This is a genomic window from Methylicorpusculum sp. (assembly GCF_030651835.1).
GTDB lineage: Bacteria > Pseudomonadota > Gammaproteobacteria > Methylococcales > Methylomonadaceae > Methylicorpusculum.
On the sequence record NZ_JAUSBX010000116.1, the window covers coordinates 1 to 17790 of the forward strand.

Annotated in this window: 15 protein-coding genes; 6 read left to right on the forward strand and 9 right to left on the reverse strand. The window is 47.6% G+C overall.

All coding sequences use genetic code 11. The features are described 5' to 3' along the window. Window positions 1-1314: 1314 nt before the first annotated feature. The 6 genes from Q7V32_RS15205 to Q7V32_RS15230 all read left to right on the forward strand — a co-directional run bounded on the left by Q7V32_RS15205 (window position 1315) and on the right by Q7V32_RS15230 (window position 8686). Window positions 1315-3408 (forward strand): amidase, encoded by a 2094-nt coding sequence (locus tag Q7V32_RS15205; RefSeq protein WP_304897826.1) that lies wholly within the window; start codon window positions 1315-1317, stop codon window positions 3406-3408. A 293-nt stretch (window positions 3409-3701) separates the two neighbouring features. After that, the gene (gene trkA / locus Q7V32_RS15210; protein ID WP_304897827.1) at window positions 3702-5063 is read left to right on the forward strand and encodes a Trk system potassium transporter TrkA; all 1362 of its coding nucleotides are present in this window, start codon (window positions 3702-3704) and stop codon (window positions 5061-5063) included. Window positions 5064-5075: 12 nt separating this feature from the next. Next, entirely contained in the window at window positions 5076-6530 is a 1455-nt protein-coding gene (locus Q7V32_RS15215; RefSeq protein ID WP_304897828.1) for a TrkH family potassium uptake protein, read from the forward strand. Between the two features lie 126 nt (window positions 6531-6656). After that, window positions 6657-6995 (forward strand): hypothetical protein, encoded by a 339-nt coding sequence (locus Q7V32_RS15220; protein ID WP_304897829.1) that lies wholly within the window; start codon window positions 6657-6659, stop codon window positions 6993-6995. A 482-nt stretch (window positions 6996-7477) separates the two neighbouring features. Then, window positions 7478-7741: an RNA-binding protein gene (locus tag Q7V32_RS15225; protein ID WP_304897830.1), complete on the forward strand. Its 264-nt coding sequence runs from the start codon at window positions 7478-7480 to the stop codon at window positions 7739-7741. 174 nt (window positions 7742-7915) lie between these two features. Next, entirely contained in the window at window positions 7916-8686 is a 771-nt protein-coding gene (locus Q7V32_RS15230) for an XRE family transcriptional regulator (protein ID WP_304897831.1), read from the forward strand. A 327-nt stretch (window positions 8687-9013) separates the two neighbouring features. On the opposite strand, the gene truA is transcribed toward Q7V32_RS15230, so the two are convergent. The 9 genes from truA to Q7V32_RS15275 all read right to left on the reverse strand — a co-directional run bounded on the left by truA (window position 9014) and on the right by Q7V32_RS15275 (window position 17292). Further along, window positions 9014-9868, reverse strand: a complete 855-nt coding sequence (gene truA, locus Q7V32_RS15235; RefSeq protein WP_304897840.1) for a tRNA pseudouridine(38-40) synthase TruA — start codon at window positions 9866-9868, stop codon at window positions 9014-9016. 157 nt (window positions 9869-10025) lie between these two features. After that, complete coding sequence (locus Q7V32_RS15240) at window positions 10026-10181, reverse strand: hypothetical protein (RefSeq protein ID WP_304897832.1); 156 nt, start codon at window positions 10179-10181, stop codon at window positions 10026-10028. A gap of 71 nt (window positions 10182-10252) precedes the next feature. Beyond that, the gene (locus Q7V32_RS15245; protein ID WP_304897833.1) at window positions 10253-10729 is read right to left on the reverse strand and encodes a L,D-transpeptidase; all 477 of its coding nucleotides are present in this window, start codon (window positions 10727-10729) and stop codon (window positions 10253-10255) included. Window positions 10730-10834: 105 nt separating this feature from the next. Next, window positions 10835-12172: a 23S rRNA (uracil(1939)-C(5))-methyltransferase RlmD gene (gene rlmD / locus Q7V32_RS15250; RefSeq protein WP_304897834.1), complete on the reverse strand. Its 1338-nt coding sequence runs from the start codon at window positions 12170-12172 to the stop codon at window positions 10835-10837. A gap of 2 nt (window positions 12173-12174) precedes the next feature. Next, the gene (locus tag Q7V32_RS15255; RefSeq protein WP_304897835.1) at window positions 12175-12756 is read right to left on the reverse strand and encodes a YdbL family protein; all 582 of its coding nucleotides are present in this window, start codon (window positions 12754-12756) and stop codon (window positions 12175-12177) included. A 12-nt stretch (window positions 12757-12768) separates the two neighbouring features. Further along, the gene (locus Q7V32_RS15260; protein WP_304897836.1) at window positions 12769-14778 is read right to left on the reverse strand and encodes a C4-dicarboxylate ABC transporter; all 2010 of its coding nucleotides are present in this window, start codon (window positions 14776-14778) and stop codon (window positions 12769-12771) included. A gap of 135 nt (window positions 14779-14913) precedes the next feature. Next, window positions 14914-15804 (reverse strand): cysteine synthase CysM, encoded by an 891-nt coding sequence (gene cysM, locus Q7V32_RS15265; protein ID WP_304897837.1) that lies wholly within the window; start codon window positions 15802-15804, stop codon window positions 14914-14916. Window positions 15805-15964: 160 nt separating this feature from the next. Next, window positions 15965-16204, reverse strand: coding sequence for a hypothetical protein (locus Q7V32_RS15270; protein WP_304897838.1), 240 nt, complete (start codon window positions 16202-16204; stop codon window positions 15965-15967). Window positions 16205-16473: 269 nt separating this feature from the next. After that, window positions 16474-17292, reverse strand: a complete 819-nt coding sequence (locus tag Q7V32_RS15275) for a class I SAM-dependent methyltransferase (RefSeq protein ID WP_304897839.1) — start codon at window positions 17290-17292, stop codon at window positions 16474-16476. Window positions 17293-17790: the final 498 nt, after the last annotated feature.

Genomic DNA, 17790 nt, shown 5'->3' on the forward strand with positions numbered 1-17790 from the left:
TTTCGACCCCTTGTTGGGTCGAAACGAGGCGACGCGGACGAATCGGGGCCGCCGGAGGCATCAGTGGTCGCGTATTTTTTTGCTGCTTGATTGGGCTGGGATGCCCAAAACAAGCTTTCGCAAAAATAGCGACTCCCCGAATCCCGGAAAATCAAAACATCCGGTTTATCAATGGTGATCGAGCACTTTCATAGTCAAGAGATTGCATTCCGCGAGGCTTTTTAAAGCATCAATCGGTTAGCTCACATTAATCATGCCATTGGCACAGCAATTCCCAGTTTGATATTTTCAATGTCACGTTGGGCTGGGAAAAGCCGTAAACCCCTCCTTGGGGGCTTGACGGCAGCATCCCTGCTGCCGTCATCCTCGAAAAGCTTCTCCCACCCCTTTTTCCTTCAAATTGAGAATTGCTGCCATCGGCAGGGTAAAAGGGTAAACTTTTGTAGAACTGCTATATTTGATTGGTTATTGCGTGGTCTGTCACAATAAAGACGAGAAAAGCGCTTTACATCGAAGCGTACTTATGATTATGCTGGTGCATCCCCTGATACTTAACCCCAGCTAATCGGGATTAATGGAGCTTACTACTTCCTCACAGTGAGTGCCGCCGCCAGAAGAAATAACGCTTTAGACACATTAGCTTCCTTCCGCGTCCAAAAAAAGATGTCACAAAATAGAGCGGAAGAAGGTGATAGCCGTTTGACTAGGCATCGATTTTAAAGCTACCGAGCATTAACACTATCAGCTGCCTCTATCATCAAAGGCCCGATCACCTATCCCCAGCAATTTCCAATTTGACACCAAAGAAGGGGTAAGGTGAGTTTGGCGAGGATGTCGATAGCAGGACCGCTATCGTCAAGCCTCCATGGATGGGTTCACGGCGCGCCTCGCCAGACTTACCTTGCCCCTAATTAACGCTAAAAAGCTCAAACTGAAAATTACTGAAGTTCCCCGTTATATCTAATTTAGATGGCTATGTTTGCGTTAATCGTTGGCTCGCCTCGGAACGGATTGCCGGAGTCCAAAACCATGGATTGCGTTGGACTTTCACATCCTTGAGCACTGAATCCCGAATGATAATGGCCAACGGAATTGAGCCCGATACCGGCTCAGCACAATGTGAGATTAATAAATAAATCTGTTTAATAGCAATAGCTTATATAAAGTGCGCTCAGAATAAAGCGCCACTTGAGTGAATTTAGCACGATTATTGCGCATTTTATCCTGAACCATCGAGACCGGGATTCCGAAAAACGCTCTCTAAATGGTGAGTTTTCTCTGAACTTTAGCTTAAAAGTTAGGTGAGGTCGCACTATGTATAAATCTTCCGAAAATAGATGGCAGTCATTATTTAAGGTTCGAAACAAATTTGTTCTTTTAGCCGGTTGTATTCTGGCGTCTTCAATGATTCCCGATCAAGATGCCTTTGCAAATGCCGGCGGCAAAAGTGAGATGCGAAAGCCGAAATTTCAAATAGAAGAAGCGACTATCGATGATATCCATGAAGCCATTAAAAGAAGGCAACTTACAACCACAGAGCTGGTTCATCTTTACCTTGATCGCATCAAGGCCTACAACGGAGTATGCGTCAATCAACCTGAAGGAATACTCGGGCCTATTTCAACAATCCCTCACGCAGGCAAGATTAATGCCTTGATCACCTTAAATCTCCGACCTGATTCCAGAACCGCACTCGGTTTCGACAGCCGAAAGGCACGGAGCATGACGGATAATGTCGATAACAACCCTGACATGCCCGATGCTCTGGAAGTTGCGGCTGAACTGGACGCTCACTTTGCGAAGACGGGCAAATTGGCAGGGCCTCTACACGGCGTTGTAATGGCGATTAAGGATCAGTATGACACCTTCGATATGCGAACCACGGCTGGCGCGGATGCCTTTTATGCCAATGACCGCCCACCAGATGATGCGACCTTTGTGAAGCAACTTCGGGATGCTGGTGCGATCATTCTCGCCAAGGCTAATATGGGAGAATACGCGGCAGGCGGCATTACAGGAACGCGGAGTTCGTTTGGCGGCACCATGTGCAACCCTTACGATACCGAGCGTGATCCGGGCGCTTCCAGCGGAGGCTCAGGCATGGCGGTGGCAGCCAACCTGGTTACCTGCGCCATTGGGGAAGAAACCGGTACCTCGGTTCGCGAACCGGCCAAGAATAATAACTCGGTCGGTATTGCGCCGACAAGAGAACTGGTCAGTGCGGATGGCATGATCCAGAAAGGCATAACGACACGCGTCGGACCGATATGCCGGACTGTTAAAGATACCGCTCGCATTCTCGATGCCTATGCCGGGTTTGACCCGAAAGATGAGTTGACCGCATTCAGTCAAGGCCGCAAACCCGTTCAACCTTATGCCGCTTATGCAGACGGTAAACCGTTGGACAAAAAAATAAGAATTGGTGTCATTCGTGAATACATGGACAAAGACCTTTTCTCACCGGCAGATATCGAGAGTATTGATATCGTAGACAAGGCCATTGATGATTTACGCGGCCTGGGGGCGACTATTATTGACCCGGGTCCGGGCGGAGCGCTGTTTCAAGGATGTGTCGACAAAGTCGTTCCGACATGGCGAAACCAGCTGTTTATCAGTCAGTTCCCCGGCCTCTTTCCTGCAGGAACCGACCATATTCCGCTTTTGGTGGACATGTACTTTGATCCATTGCTCGTCCCGCATACCCCTACTGGTCAACCCAGCATCAGGAATCTGGGACCTGCGGGTGGTGACGCTGGAGATGCCAAATACAATTTCAACCTTTACTTGAAAGAAAGAGGTGATGCCAACATCCAAAACCTTACGGAGTTGATAGAAAAGGCAAATTACTGGAATGATCCGGTAATCCCGAACCGGAAAGCGAGCCTGCTGAATGCGGATACCGCCGTGACTTTAGCCAATGCAAGCGCCCTGCAAAATCGGTTTGCGCTACAAACGGTTGTATTCCAATGCTTTGCGGAAATGCAACTGGATGCAGTGGTTTACCCAACCGGCAGTGTACCGCCTCCCATCTTGACAGCTCCCGAGGAGCCAGGTGTAAACGACAGACCCTCTTCGATCTGGACATTCATCAACGCTAGAGGCTTTCCTGCCATCACTGTTCCGGCAGGATTCACTACTGAAGTGTATGGACGGGATGCTGCTCGAAATCTCGTGGGGCCGATTCCGGCAAAACTTCCGGTAGGAATAGACTTCCTTGGCTTACCGTTTAACGAGGCCATGCTTTTCAAGATAGCTGCTGCCTACGAACAGGCAACACATCACCGTACACCACCACCTGACTTCGGACCGCTTGATAAGCCCAAAGTCAAACCCGGCAAACCAAAGAATCTACCTAAGGCTCGCGTTCCGAGCAATGAAGAGCTTCGCGCAATAGAGAGAGAATTATGATGAAAAGACTCGCTTTTTTGACTTAGCAAAAACAAGTGTTATTAGGTGGGCATGACCAGTCATGCCCATTCCCTAAAATCACCTGGCACAATCCCCCTCTATAGATCCTGCAATCACGTACCGAAGTCAAATCACCCTCTCAAGCCATCGCAATAACCGCAAATCATAGCTTTATCATTAGGCAAACTCAGGCCTCAATGTTGTAAAGGCGCAAAAATTGTAGCGTGGCTGCTATTCATGTATCATAGCGCGCTTTCGTTGCCCCATTAACCGTGGTCAGGTAATTTGATTTAATGAAAATCCTTATTCTTGGAGCTGGTGTTACCGGCTCTTCTGTTGCCGGTGCTTTAGCTAATGAAGCCAATGATATTGTTGTTATAGATAGAAAGCCTGAATTACTCTCCGCATTAAAAGAACGTTTGGATATCGCCACTGTCATAGGAAATGCCGCGCATCCCAGCGTGCTTGAACAAGCCGGTGTCAGGAATATGGATATTGTCATCGCGGTGACTGACCGTGATGAGACCAACATGCTGGCCTGCCAGATCATCAAAACGCTATACAGCAAACCCAAAACCATCGCCAGAGTCCGCGCGATCGACTTTCTGAAACATCCCCAACTATTCGATCCTAACGGACTCGATATTGATATCGTCATCAGCCCCGAACAAATTGTCATGGAAGCCATCCACAATTTGATCAAATTTCCTGGGGTTTTGCATATTTCTGCGTTTGCCGACGGTCTGGTCAGATTGTTTTCGATCAAAGCTGTCAAAGAAGGCTTTGTAACCGGAAAAAAAATCAGCGCACTCAAAGAAAAGCTGGCCAACGGCAAAATTCGCGTGGTCGCTATCTTTCGCCAGGGACAAGCGATCAATGTCAATGGCGAGGCCATGGTCATGGAAGGTGATGAAGTATTTTTCGTATCACCACGGCACAAAATCCGCAAGGTTTTGACAGAACTTCATACGCTTGAAGCCCCTGTCAAAAGCATCATGATCGCGGGCGGAGGCCATGTCGGCAAGCGGCTTGCCATGGCACTGGAAAACAATCATCAAGTCAAGGTCATTGAGTTCAACCCGGCCAGAGTCAGAAAAATTGCCAACGAACTTGAAAATACGACCGTATTGCAAGGTGACTGTGCGGATGAAACCTTGCTGGTCGATGAGTTAATCAGCAAAACCGATTTATTCTGCGCGATCACCAATAATGACGGCGCCAATATCATTGCGGCCGCATTGGCAAAAAAACTGGGCGTCAAGAAAACAATCTGCCTGCTCAACCACAGCTCTTATGTCAAACTCCTGGCCGGCAGTGAAATTGATGTGGTCGTACTGCCTAATCAGGAAACACTGGGCAGTATTCTTAAACATGTCCGAAAAGGCGATGTCGCCCGCGTCAGTTCATTATGCGGCGGCAGCGCCGAAGCCATTGAAGCGATAGCACACAAAGACAGCAAAGGTCTGTCCGTGGTCGGTCAGAGGGTTGACGAGATTAAACTGCCTTCCGGCGTGGTGCTGGGCGCTCTGATTAGAAACAAGGAAGTCATCCCCATCCATCACAATACAGTCTTTGAAGAAAATGATCATATCGTGATGTTTGCGCTCGATAAGAAACTGGTCAAGAACATCGAAAGTTACTTTCATCGCATTTAATGGCGCATCGATATGCAGGCTAAAGTCGTTCTGAGAAGTATCGGTCTGTTGCTGATGATGTTCAGCACCACGCTGTTTTTCCCTCTGTTCATCTCGTATGTATACCAGGACGGTGCCGCGCTAACTTTCTGGAAAAGCTTTTTTATCATTCTTGCTTCAGGCACTCTGCTGTGGCTTCCTCTTCGTAAAGAAAAGCGTCAGCTTTATCATCGTGACGGATTTTTGATTGTTGCGTTTTTTTGGGCCATTTTAGGTACGATGGGCGGGGTCCCTTTGTTTCTGGCCGAAACACCCAACATGACATTTACCGATGCGGTGTTCGAGTCGGTTTCGGGCTTTACCACTACGGGCGCAACCGTGCTGGAAGGCCTGGATACCATGCCCAAATCCATTTTAATGTACCGGCAACAATTGCAATGGCTGGGCGGCATGGGTGTTGTCGTATTGGCATTGGCCGTCCTGCCGGTGTTAGGCATCGGGGGTATGCAGTTATTTAAGGCGGAAGTGCCCGGCCCCGTTAAAGACTCCAAATTAACACCCCGAATTGCCGGGACAGCCAAAGCCTTGTGGTCGCTTTATCTGGGCATCACAATTACTTGCGCAATCAGTTATCGCTTGGCTGGCATGGACTGGTTCGATGCGGTTGGCCACGCTTTTTCAACTGCCGCTAACGGCGGTTATTCTACCCACGATGCGAGTTTCGGTTATTTCAACAGCCCGGCACTCGATATGATCGCCATTTTTTTTATGGCCGTTTCGGGATTGAATTTCGCCCTTCATTTTGCAGCGCTGCAAAGAGGCTCTCTTAAAGTCTATTGGCTGGATAGAGAAGCTCGCTGCTATTTAGGCTTGATGATAATCAGCGGCTTGGTGGTTGGCGCTCACCTTTATTATGATTCTTCCTTGGGTTTTTCATTGTTTGAAGCGATGCTACACGGCATGTTTCAAATTGTTTCGTTCATGACCACCTCCGGGTTTATCTCCACCAATTTTTTCGAATGGCCCGGTGTCAGTCCTATTTTATTGGTGTTTATCGGTTTTGTCGGTGGCTGTGCAGGTTCAACAGCCGGCGGTCTGAAAGTTATTCGAGTGATGCTGCTTTACAAACAAGGACAAAGGGAAATACTCAATCTGATTCATCCTAACGCCCACATTCCGGTAAAAATTGGCAAAGAAGTTCAACAGGACCGGGTTATTAGCGCGGTATGGGGCTTTTTTGGACTTTATGTGGTGTCCTTTGTCATCATCATGTTACTGATGATGGAATTCGGACTTGATCAAGTCACTGCATTTTCTGCCGTTGCCGCCTGTATCAATAACGTAGGCCCTGGCTTGGGCGATGTTTCGACTAGCTTTAAAACAGTAAGCGACGGCGTCAAATGGCTGGGTTGTTTTGCCATGTTACTCGGCCGCTTGGAAATTTTTACTATTCTTGTTTTGCTGTCGCCGCGGTATTGGCGATATTAATTTCCTATCTGGTCAGCAATCACACTCTCTTTGATCTTGCACCTTCCTTGTAAAAAGGTTTTCATCACATTTTAAATTGGGAATCGCCAAGCGTTGGTGTATGCTCGCAGTCAAGCGTCAACACAGATGAATGCGGGGGAAGCCATGATGACCTATGACAATGAATTAGACACGCTAAGCCAACACTTTGCTGCCATTTGCCGAGAATTCGATACTTTTAGCCAAAAATCACGCCAGGACAATTTGTCGGCCCGCCTCGTTTACGACCAGAATATAACTGTATTGCAACGGTGCAAACAACAGGTCGAGACATCCTTAAGCCATCTGAAAGCAGCCGAAAATGACGAAATGAGCCGACATTATTACGATTCAGCTAAAAAATCGCTGGCAGTCTTTAAAGAATCGCTTAAACAGGCACAAATGAAAGTCAGTAGCGCCCGACCAATGCCGCCTTTCTTTTTCTAGGCAAATCCATTGCAGAGGCTGGTCGCCCTATCTAAATTCGAATTCTTACCCCTAAAATATTTATTTTATACCTTTCGCACTTCAAATTTCGGCAGTGCCTAAGGAGGCAACGGGGTGTTCGGCAAAGGCTATGCCAGCATGGATGCTGGCATAGAGCCCACATGGATGTATTTACGGCGTCCTTTGACGGGCACCCCGGGGCCGAATTTCGATCTACGATGGGGGGTAGCCCGCCTTTTACCTCTACAACACAATAAATACCATCCTGCCCGACCACTGCCGATCAATATCCCCTTTTAACTATTTTTTACTATTAAAATAGTATTTTCTCCCGTACAATCCTGCGCAGAATGATTTGAAATACACTGTTTTCATATTTTAATAGCGTCATTACCAAGCTGACCCTGCGTTTTGTCTATACACACGTTGGGCAGCCCATCATTCCTGTATTACGTTATTTTTTAAGTTAGGAGTTCAAGCCCATGGTGAAGCTTTTTGTTCGCGGTTTACCACCCGCTACAACCGAATCCAGCCTAAGTACATTGTTTAGCGAATACGGCAAAGTATTCGACCTGGAAGTCAGCCGGGATCTGTTCTCAGGTCAGGCTCGTGGTTTTGCAACGGTTGAAATGGAAGGGCATGAAGCTCGCGCAGCCATTGCCGGACTGGATGGCCGCGATATTGAGGGCAAGACTATTTATGTCGCCCTGGATAAAGGCCCCAAGACAGGACGAGGCCGGCGTTAAACCAAGACCGGACTATCAAAACAGACGCGTGAAAAGACAACCTGTTCCGCTGCATCTGCAGCGACAACAAAGCTCACGCGTCGAAGGCCGCTTATCGTACTTGAGTTCAAACTACCATTAGAATTGTAAATTGTAGTTATTGACCTGTTTATGAACATGAAAAGATCATCCCGGATGACTTCCCAATCCCCGATTGACTCCATCACACAAGACTCATCTGTAGAAAATTTGGATTCAGTAGGCCTGCGTGTCCGCTACTATCGGGAACGCCTCGGTTTAAGCCAGGATGAATTGGCCTTGCGAGTTGGTGCAGCACAGCAAACCATTCAAAGCCTGGAGTCAGGAAAAATCAGAAAAAGCACTTTTTTACCGCTGATTGCCAAAGAGCTAGGAGCCGATTTCGATACCTTGCTGTTCGGTAGCCCACACCCCGCTCATGTCAAAACTGAACGTCCGCTATTGATGGCCAGCACACGACGGGTTCCGCTATTTTCAACGCGAGACTGCGACCTGGTTCATACGTATCTTAATAACCAGTCAGTACCCTCGCCCAGCGGAAAATGGGTGGCTATGGATTATTCCCTGCCTTTCGCCGAATCCGGACCTCGCTTGTTTGCGTTGAAATTAGGACTGAGTGATGAAGCATTTCAACCTGAATTTCGCCCGGGTGACCAATTGGTCATCGACCCTGATGCGCCCATTCAACCCAGTGATCCCGTCATCGTATTCAAACCGGGTGCCGGACGGCTCAATCTAAGCAAATACCGGGTTTTGTCGCAATCAGGTTCCGGTGTTGATTACGAACTCATCTCCTTACACCCCGATTATCCGAGCTTTACCGGTGACGAACTAAAATCTTTGGAAATTCTGGGTCCGGTCATTCAGATGCGCCGCCCCATTTCCAGCCGTATTCGTCTGGCCGTTTTGGAAGAACCTGTTGGCTAAGCACCGCTTGATTTTGAAATAGGCAGCACGAGTCATTAGACAAAAAAAAGCGCTTTATCCGGGTTAAAGGATAAAGCGCCAAACGCCTTAACTAACAATCACAACTGAGGAGGTAACCAACGCCAATTTCTTAACGTTTAATTACAATAAAGCAGTTACTGTGCCAAGTATTCAAAACACCTGGTATTAGCGTTCATAACCGGCATTTTCGACAACCTCAGTGGTGGATTACATACATACTGTGGATAATCAAACACAAACCACCTATAAATTGCATCATAAATGACTCAATTTATACTCATTTTGCACTATTTTAGTGCAGCCATCTTAGCCTGCCTGGACTTCCCCACAACCCGATTCAGCAAGTACTGGTTTTCCATGTTCAAAGCGCGAGCAATTATCCGGCAACCTGGAAAATATCGGGTGTTTTGCAATTCCGTAGACTTCCGGGTAATAAACACCGCCCAGATAAAGCCCGAAAGGAGGTGCAGTGACGCCGCCACATGCTCTTTTTTTTATTTCCAATAGTTCCCGGGTCCATTCGACAGGCTGTTTTCCCATGCCGATAGTCATCAGCACACCGGCAATATTTCTGACCATGTGATGCAAAAAGGCATTCGCTGAAATATCGATAATGACCCTGTCCTGTTCGCGGGACACGTCAATAAAATGCATGATGCGACAAGGGCTTTTGGATTGGCAAGCTTGCGCCCTGAACGTTGAAAAATCATGACTGCCTATCAAATGCTGCGCGGCTTCATGCATTTTTTCAGCATCCAGGGGCGAATAACACCAGGTCACCTGGCTGCGCAATAAGGCGGATTTCATCGGACGATTGAGAATGATGTAACGATAAAAACGCGCAATGGCGCTGTAGCGTGCGTTGAACCCATCCACTGCAACTTTTGCCCATAAAACGCGAACATCGGGAGGCAAATTGCAATTAACACCCATTACCCATGCGCGTAGATCCCGTTCGGCATGCGTATCGAAATGAACCACCTGCTCCAGGGCATGTACGCCTGAATCGGTGCGTCCTGCACATTGCACCGTAATGGGTTCATTCGCAACAGCCGAGAGTGCTTTTTCCAATTCCAACTGAACAGAACGGCCATTTTTTTGCCACTGCCAACCAAAAAAATCGCTGCCGTCATATTCAACGCCCAAAACCATCCGGACCATTACTTCCTCGTCTTTTTGTTTCAAATAAGGATTCCGTCATAAATAACTTCCCGGAATTCGGATTGTGTCGAACCTTACGATTATCCCACCTCTTTGAAAACGAGAGGCTGGGTGAGAGTTTTTTTATAAATCCCCCTTCGATCCCCCTTTTTCAAGGCTATGTTCGCGTTAGTAGTTGAAAGTAAATCAACACCGTCATTCCGGCATGGATTGCCGGAATCCAGGTCACAAGGATGTGAAAGCCCAACGCCATCCATGGCTTCTGGACCCCGGCAATCCCTGCCGGGGCGACGCCTACTATTAACGCGAACATAGCATTTTTCAAAGGGGGAAGTCATTTGTAGCGATATCCTAAGTGAATTGATACAGCATCATTCAACCCGGTTACGCGTAAATAGTAACCTCTATACCCGGACGGATAAGATCGAACAACGCTGCAATATCCGCATTCAACATGCGAATACAGCCGTGCGAACGCGGAATACCGTCCATGAACTCATCCGGCGAACCGTGTATATAAATGTATCGCCACGCGGTATCAACCTGGCCGTATCGGTTTTTGCCGGGCTCCAGACCACCCAGCCAAAGAATGCGGGTTAATATCCAGTCACGCTCCGGAAACTGCCGGGCTAATTCCGGTGAATAAATTTCGCCGGTTGGCCTGCGTGCTTTAAAAACCGCATTCGAGGGCAAACCGGAGCCGATTTTTGCGCGGACTTTGTGTTTTCCGATGGGCGTACATTCACTGCCCATCAACTCACCCGGCCCGTTTTTGGCGGTTGAAACCGGGTAGGACATCTGGATTATGCCGTTTTCGATCACGTAAAGCTGTTGATCGCTGATGGATATATCAAGGCGCATGATGAATCAGTTTGTCTTTGTTACTATGAACGTGCACGAACATGAGTGGGTTACTTTTCAGGCAATGTCGGATTAAAAACACCGCACCGGCCAATGAATTTCTATTTAACGCTTTTCAAACAAGGCAATGGACTCGACATGAGCGGTTTGAGGAAACATGTTCATCACCCCGGCCTTGATCAGCTTATAACCCAGCTTATTGACCAGAATTCCGGCATCGCGCGCTAACGTGGAAGGATTACAGGATACATAAACAATCGTTTCCGGCTGCCATTGCTTGAAATGGTGCAACACATCGGATGCACCGGCTCGCGACGGATCCAGCAGAATCTTATTGTAACGGCGATTGGCCCAAGGAAATTCACTGATGTCTTTGGTTAAATCAGCCGCATGAAATTCGGCGTTGGTGATGCCGTTAAATAGGGCATTTTCTCTGGCATGTTTGATCAAAGGCAAGTCGCCTTCGATACCGGTAACATGCCCTGCTCTGCGCGCCATGGGCAGTGTAAAATTGCCCAAACCGCAAAACAAATCCAGCACGTGATCATCCTGGGTTAAATGCAACGCTTCAATTACCCGGTTCACCATGAGCCGGTTAATTTCATAATTAACCTGCGTAAACATCGCCGGCCTGAATTTAAAAACAATATCATGCTCGGGCAACGCATAAGTCGGCATCACTTCGGGCTCGCCGTCTATCGGCACGATGGTATCGGGGCCTTTAGGTTGCAGGCAGATACTCATGCCAAGCTGATGAGCAAACTGACGCATCCTCTCCTTATCCTCCTGCGTCGGGGGCTCCATCACGCGAATCGAAAGCACGCAGTCGTCATCGCCGATAGCCACTTCAATCTGTGGAATTTTATCCTTAATGGTCAAGCCTCCGATCATTTCCGATAAAACCATCAGATTCATACCGACGCGGGGATGCATGACTTTACAGCTTTCAATTTCGGCTAAATAAGGCTGGCGTTTTTCACGAAACCCCACCAATACCCGGCCTTTTTTAGCAACATACTTGACGCCCATTCGCGCTTTGCGGCGATACCCCCAGTGCGGGCCATCCAGGGCTTCCCAAACCTGAGGGATGTCGAGCTTGCCGATCCGTTTAAACTGTTCTTCCAGCAATTCCTGCTTGATCTGTATCTGCTTGGCGGAATCCACATGCTGAAAACTACACCCGCCGCACATCGAGTAATGCGGGCATTCGGCATCAACACGGAACTCCGATCGGCTCAGCAGATTAACCACCCTGCCTTCAGCGTAATCCTTGCGAATATCGGTATAGACAAACTCAAGCTCTTCACCCGGCAAGCCTTCATCGATAAAAACCGCTTTACCGTCAACATGCGCGACGCCGCGTCCATCATGAGTCATAGACTCAATCGTAGTTCTAACCGGCGTTACCGGCATCACTTTTCTAGCTGTTCGTCTACGCGCCATATTTATTTCTGCTTCCAGCTGCCGTTAGCCGTTTGATACCACCAACCGGAATTCGCATTACTTACCCACCGCGCGGCAAACGTGGATTTGATTTGTGCAGTCCATTCAGGATGACCATTGGCATTGGCAATAGCCTTATACAAATTCTCTCTATCGGCGTTTTCAGCAGCGACCAGACGATTCACCTGATTGCGATCTTTTAAAGGAACACTGGCGGCATCTCTTACCGTCAGCAAACCGGAAGAAGCGATACCTATAAAACCGGCATCATAATAACTTTTCAAACCGGGAAAGCGGCTTTGCATCTGTGCCGTCAATCTGCGAATTTCCGGAGAATCAATCGATAAATTGGCCTCTTGCGCATGGGCCGATGAAATAAAGGTGTTTAAAATGGCATCCACCGATTTATAAAAAGAGTGCTGCCAATCATTCAATTCACTTTTAGGCTCTCCTTGCGGGAGTGTCGTTTGGATGTCTTTGATAATTTCATCAGCGGCTTTTTCAGCGGCAGCGGCCGGAAAATAGATATTTATGGTCACACAGGCGGTTAACAGCACTATGCTTAAAAAAGATAATTGTTTCATTGATGTCTCCAGTTACTCAATTACTACGTCGTCAGTAGCGGAAATCCGCTGCAGCCGTTCCAACAAGACGTTCCAGTCAATACGGGGATTATATCCCATCACATCGATTCGCGGCAGACCGCCGCCTTTAACAATGTAATAACCTTGTTCGGCCGCTTCTACCCCCATCACCTGGCAGACCCCGTCAGCCAGGTAGCAACCGATACCCAGTTTCTCATAACTGAACGTTTCAAAAAGCTGTAGAAAGGTTTTTGAAACAATATCGGTGGCACCACCACCGAAACTGGTCAGATTTTCGACCGCTTTCTGACTGATTCTACGCCGGGAATCATCGTTTTCCGGCGTACCCAGCCAGGCATAAAAACTGACCGGCTTCCAGTTTTCAAGATATAAATCACGCACAAATCCGGATAAACGGCCCTCTATCATTCCGGTTTTAAACGTCTGAGTCAGTTGTCCCAAATCCAGTTGATCAAACTCCAATTGAGCATGGACTTGCGGAAAATCGGTCAAAAACCCCGAGGCTGCCAGATCTTTAAGACGCACCTCACCATCGAATACACGGATCAGCAATTCCCCGTCCACGGTCAATTTACCGTCTTTGTAATCAACACCGGGGATGTTGCCGCTCAATGTGCCGGATAACGGGGGCCAATCCAAAGCCTCTGACAATTGCGCCAGTGACACATTGCGCACCGAACCTTCAAAATAAAAATCAGGTTCATCATCCTCTTTGGTCAGCCATTTGAACTTGTCGATGCGCAAATAGCCATCCAGCAAAGGAAAACGGGTTTTCGTCAGTAATTCTATAGCGTTGGTGCGTGCTTCAAAGATAAGCTTGGCTGGCCCCAACGGGAGCCGGTAAATATTAAGTTGATCCCAGGAAAACCATGAAGGCAGATGCGCTTCTTCGCGAGTGGTCCAATGAAAAGTGCCGTGCCCCTGTTTGATAGTAAACCGCTGTTTCGCATCATCGATTCCCAGAGAATCGCTTTTAACCCGAACAAATTCTACTGACTGATTTTTTACGGTCACATCCGCATCAAGCTGGCCCACCAGAGAAAGCCCTTCAAACGCTGTTCCGGTAAGGTAAGGGCTTAAATAAATAGCGGAAAAATTTTCAAGGTTGTGCGTTGACAAAAAAAGCTGCGCGAGTTCAATCGCCCCATCATTCACATAACTGATCCGCGCATCGGCTCTTAATTCAGCCATACCCGGTTGTTGAATCAGCAGATAATCCAGCAAAATCTGCTGCTTCGCTTCTTGCCAAAAACCGGCCGCGGAAACACTTGCCGGTTGTTCCGACAAAGCCAGATAAAGCGGCTCAAAGTAGAGTGCGCCTGCGGTCAAGTTCAATTGACTTAGCCACAACCATTCTTCACCTCTGGGTTCGGCCTTGATATTCATGTTCAAACTCAGATTTTCCAGCGCAATCCGGCCATCTTCGCTTTGCGCGGATAATCGGTCTACGGCTGTATTTAGGCTCAACGCACCTATTTCGCCACCCTGCCCGCTTGATTTCATCTCAAAAGACAGGGTACCGCTTTGAATGGCTGAACCCGCGTCGGGTTGTAATTTGGCGATGGTTTTAATATCAAGGCCTGTCCCTTTAGCCTTAAGCGACCAGTGATCCTCCTTTATGTCGGCAAAAACGGACAATCGCCCACCCACCACTGCCATATCATTCAAAGCTATCTGACTTGAATGTTGATCAATATCAAATGACACTCTTACCGCATTTAATGGCCCTAATACCGATTGAATGGCTACCTGACCTTTTCGGCAATGGATTTCATCATTGCCCCAGCTGAAATCGGAACACTGCAAATCAAACAGCTTAATTTGATCATAAGGCGCGGGAAGGCGGAGGTATTGAACAGTTAATTTTAGCTGTTGAGCCGCCTCAGAAAAATCGGACAATGACAACGTGACACCCTCAAGCGACCAACCCTGTTGCTCAATGCGGTCCAGTTTGAAAGTGACGTTATCCAGCGCGTAAGAGATGGAAGGAGATAAAAACAAGAGCAGTATCAGATTACGGAGAACCATCAGTCTGATTGGCAGAATTTCAATTAGCCGTCAAACCGGCAGGCTTGTTAAAAACAAAGAGAAGCATGGGTATCCACAAGCCATTGGGTCTGATGGTAGCGATATGAATTAACCGGGAAAAACACCCGTCGACAAATAGCGGTCGCCTCTATCGCAGACGATGGCAACAATGACGGCATTTTCCAACTCAGCCGATAAGCGCAAGGCAACAGCAACGCCGCCGCCTGATGAAACCCCGGCAAATATACCCTCTTCGGTAGCAAGGGCTCGCATAGTTTGCTCTGCCGTTTGCTGATCAATGTCAATGATACGGTCAACCCGGGATTTCTCGTAAATTTTAGGCAGATAAGCCTCAGGCCAGCGTCTGATTCCGGGAATTTTGGATTCGCCTTCAGGTTGAACGCCGATAATTTGAATCGCCGGGTTCTGCTCTTTCAAAAAAGAGGAAGTCCCCATAATGGTGCCGGTGGTTCCCATCGAACTGACAAAATGGGTAACCTCACCGTTTGTGTCACGCCAGATTTCAGGACCGGTGCCTTCATAATGGGCGCGTGGATTGTCAGGATTGGCGAATTGATCAAGTATACGGCCCTTGCCCTCGGCTTCCATTTGTCGGGCCAGATCAATCGCGGCTTCCATGCTGCCGGCGGCCGGAGTCAAAATAATTTCAGCCCCATACGCTTTCATCGATGCGCGCCGTTCAGCGCTCATATTATCGGGCATGATCAAGGTCATCTTATAACCCTTGATCGCCGCCGCCATAGCCAAGGCAATACCGGTATTGCCGCTGGTTGCTTCAATCAAACGATCGCCGGGTTTGATTTCGCCCCGCTCTTCAGCATGCTTGATCATGCTCAACGCAGGCCGGTCTTTAACCGAACCCGCCGGATTATTCCCCTCCAGTTTAACCAGGATAGTATTACTGGTGCTTCCGGGTAAGCGTTGTAATTTGACTAAAGGCGTATTGCCTACAAATGCTTCAATGGTTGGATAATTCATGATGTCAGCCAATAACAATGGAGTTAAGGCATTATCACACAAAACATCTTTAGCCTGCCCCCAAAGGTGGATTAATTTTTGAGTCTTTAATATGCGCGGAGAGGGATATTTTTTTAGAGTAGTTAGAGGGAATATAGCGAAGCTCCACAGGAGCATTGAGTTAGGCTACATTCAATAATTTACTTGCTAAATTCCTACTCACTGCTGGAGATGGCAAAGGCTTTCCATCATTTTTGATAGTTTCAACCCATTCATTCACGATCTGACAAAGCTCGGTATAAACTTGAACCTCATCATCTCCATGACAGCAAGAATCAATGATTCCAGGACAAGAACCAACAAAACAGCCATCTTCATCAGACCACACAACAATTTTGATATAACGGTCACTTTCTTTCATTATTTTGACTCCACAATCATTTTCTTAGACTCGCGAATTTGATAGGGTTTAGCCTCATTGGGGAGTTGCCCGGAAAATGTTATGCGACTAGCGTTTGGATGTTCTGTGTTTCTGGCTACCTTTGCCTCCTCTATTAACAAAACCAGCCATTTCTAATGCACGAACAGATACTTTAATTTTGGGCGGCATTTTTATATTCCAATTATTTACTTTGAGAATGAAATATCGGGCAACAAAAAGCGGTTGCCCGACCTACCCCGCTATAACTTTCAGGTTTTTTCGGCAACCGCATAAACCAAATTTGCTTGTACTTCTTTTATCCGGGCATTTGCGAAGGATGCAAAATTCGCTTGGCGGACAGACTCGACCATTTCCGGCTCCATTTGCTCGATGATACCTCGATAACCTGATCCGAGAAGCATCGTCCACCAGTCTTCCGCTGATACAACTGGATGTGTCCCTGGCTCGGCTATTACCCATGGATCAGGCACGCCTCCTTCATTTAATATGGCGCTGAGAGTGGACGGCTCGGATATGCGATCCCATGGGTTAAATCCTTTGTATAAATCAGGTCTAACATCACGAACTGAGTTCCAGAATACCGTATTGGCGGGTTCAAAGAAATCCGATCCCCATGTGGTAATTGCAAGTTTTCCACCTGGACGCAAGACGCGCCATAGTTCGCGAATAGCTGCCGAAATATCAGGGACGAAAAATATCCCGAACACGCAAACTACAACATCGAAGCTCGCGTCGTCAAAGCCGGTATTGAGCATGTCACCCCGCCTAAACTCAACATTATTCAAGCTTTTGATTTTTGCTTTGGCGCTGGCAAGAATAAGCAATTTTTCGGCAAGATCAATTCCAATGACATACCCGGTATCTCCAACTTGTTCGGCCGCCGGAAGTGCGGATGCGCCGCTACCACAGCATACGTCAAGCACCAAGGTGCCGGGTTTCAGGTCCAGTCTATTAATAGTGTCGCGACCGAACCGATCCCAAAAGGTATTGGCGGGATGATCGAACAAGTCGGATGCAGCATCATAAGTCGCCGCTACTTTTGCTTTTACTTCATTCAACTCTGTCATAAGATTTTTCTGTTGTAGCCCGGCAATTGAGTTAAATAATTAACCGTATATTTAACTTGTCATTTTTCTTTTCAGCATATCATCGGTGTGAATAATAGTGGCCGGTCAAGATCAACTTGCAGCCATTGAAACAGATGGAGCGATAGATCGCAAGGGCTCGAAAACTAGCGATCAGATGCTCTAGTTTCCAATGACTGCTGTCCAATGATTTTAGTTGTTTGGCTTGTTAACGTTATCGAAACCTGATGCGTGCCAAATCCGAAAACTCGGACAAAATAGCCGACTTAGCCAGTAATAACTGGGGTCTAAGGAATGTTAATTTAAATTTATTCTGATCCGAATGGCACTTACTTAAGTCATAAGCCCATGAAAATATTGTAAAAGTGATTGGTATGGCGTTATGCTTCAATTCGCCAAAACCTCAACCAACACCAGGGACCAATCACGTGCATCATCATACCCTCAATACCGTCCGTACCCAACAACGCCTGATCCGGT

Coding starts and splice junctions, on each gene's coding strand:
- Q7V32_RS15220 (WP_304897829.1), top strand. CDS start 6,657: ATGAATGCGGGGGAAGCCATGATGACCTATGACAATGAATTAGACACG.
- Q7V32_RS15255 (WP_304897835.1), bottom strand. CDS start 12,756: ATGAAACAATTATCTTTTTTAAGCATAGTGCTGTTAACCGCCTGTGTG.
- rlmD (WP_304897834.1), bottom strand. CDS start 12,172: ATGGCGCGTAGACGAACAGCTAGAAAAGTGATGCCGGTAACGCCGGTT.
- Q7V32_RS15275 (WP_304897839.1), bottom strand. CDS start 17,292: ATGACAGAGTTGAATGAAGTAAAAGCAAAAGTAGCGGCGACTTATGAT.
- cysM (WP_304897837.1), bottom strand. CDS start 15,804: ATGAATTATCCAACCATTGAAGCATTTGTAGGCAATACGCCTTTAGTC.
- Q7V32_RS15225 (WP_304897830.1), top strand. CDS start 7,478: ATGGTGAAGCTTTTTGTTCGCGGTTTACCACCCGCTACAACCGAATCC.
- Q7V32_RS15230 (WP_304897831.1), top strand. CDS start 7,916: ATGACTTCCCAATCCCCGATTGACTCCATCACACAAGACTCATCTGTA.
- truA (WP_304897840.1), bottom strand. CDS start 9,868: ATGGTCCGGATGGTTTTGGGCGTTGAATATGACGGCAGCGATTTTTTT.
- Q7V32_RS15215 (WP_304897828.1), top strand. CDS start 5,076: ATGCAGGCTAAAGTCGTTCTGAGAAGTATCGGTCTGTTGCTGATGATG.
- Q7V32_RS15240 (WP_304897832.1), bottom strand. CDS start 10,181: ATGTTCGCGTTAATAGTAGGCGTCGCCCCGGCAGGGATTGCCGGGGTC.
- trkA (WP_304897827.1), top strand. CDS start 3,702: ATGAAAATCCTTATTCTTGGAGCTGGTGTTACCGGCTCTTCTGTTGCC.
- Q7V32_RS15245 (WP_304897833.1), bottom strand. CDS start 10,729: ATGCGCCTTGATATATCCATCAGCGATCAACAGCTTTACGTGATCGAA.
- Q7V32_RS15270 (WP_304897838.1), bottom strand. CDS start 16,204: ATGAAAGAAAGTGACCGTTATATCAAAATTGTTGTGTGGTCTGATGAA.
- Q7V32_RS15205 (WP_304897826.1), top strand. CDS start 1,315: ATGTATAAATCTTCCGAAAATAGATGGCAGTCATTATTTAAGGTTCGA.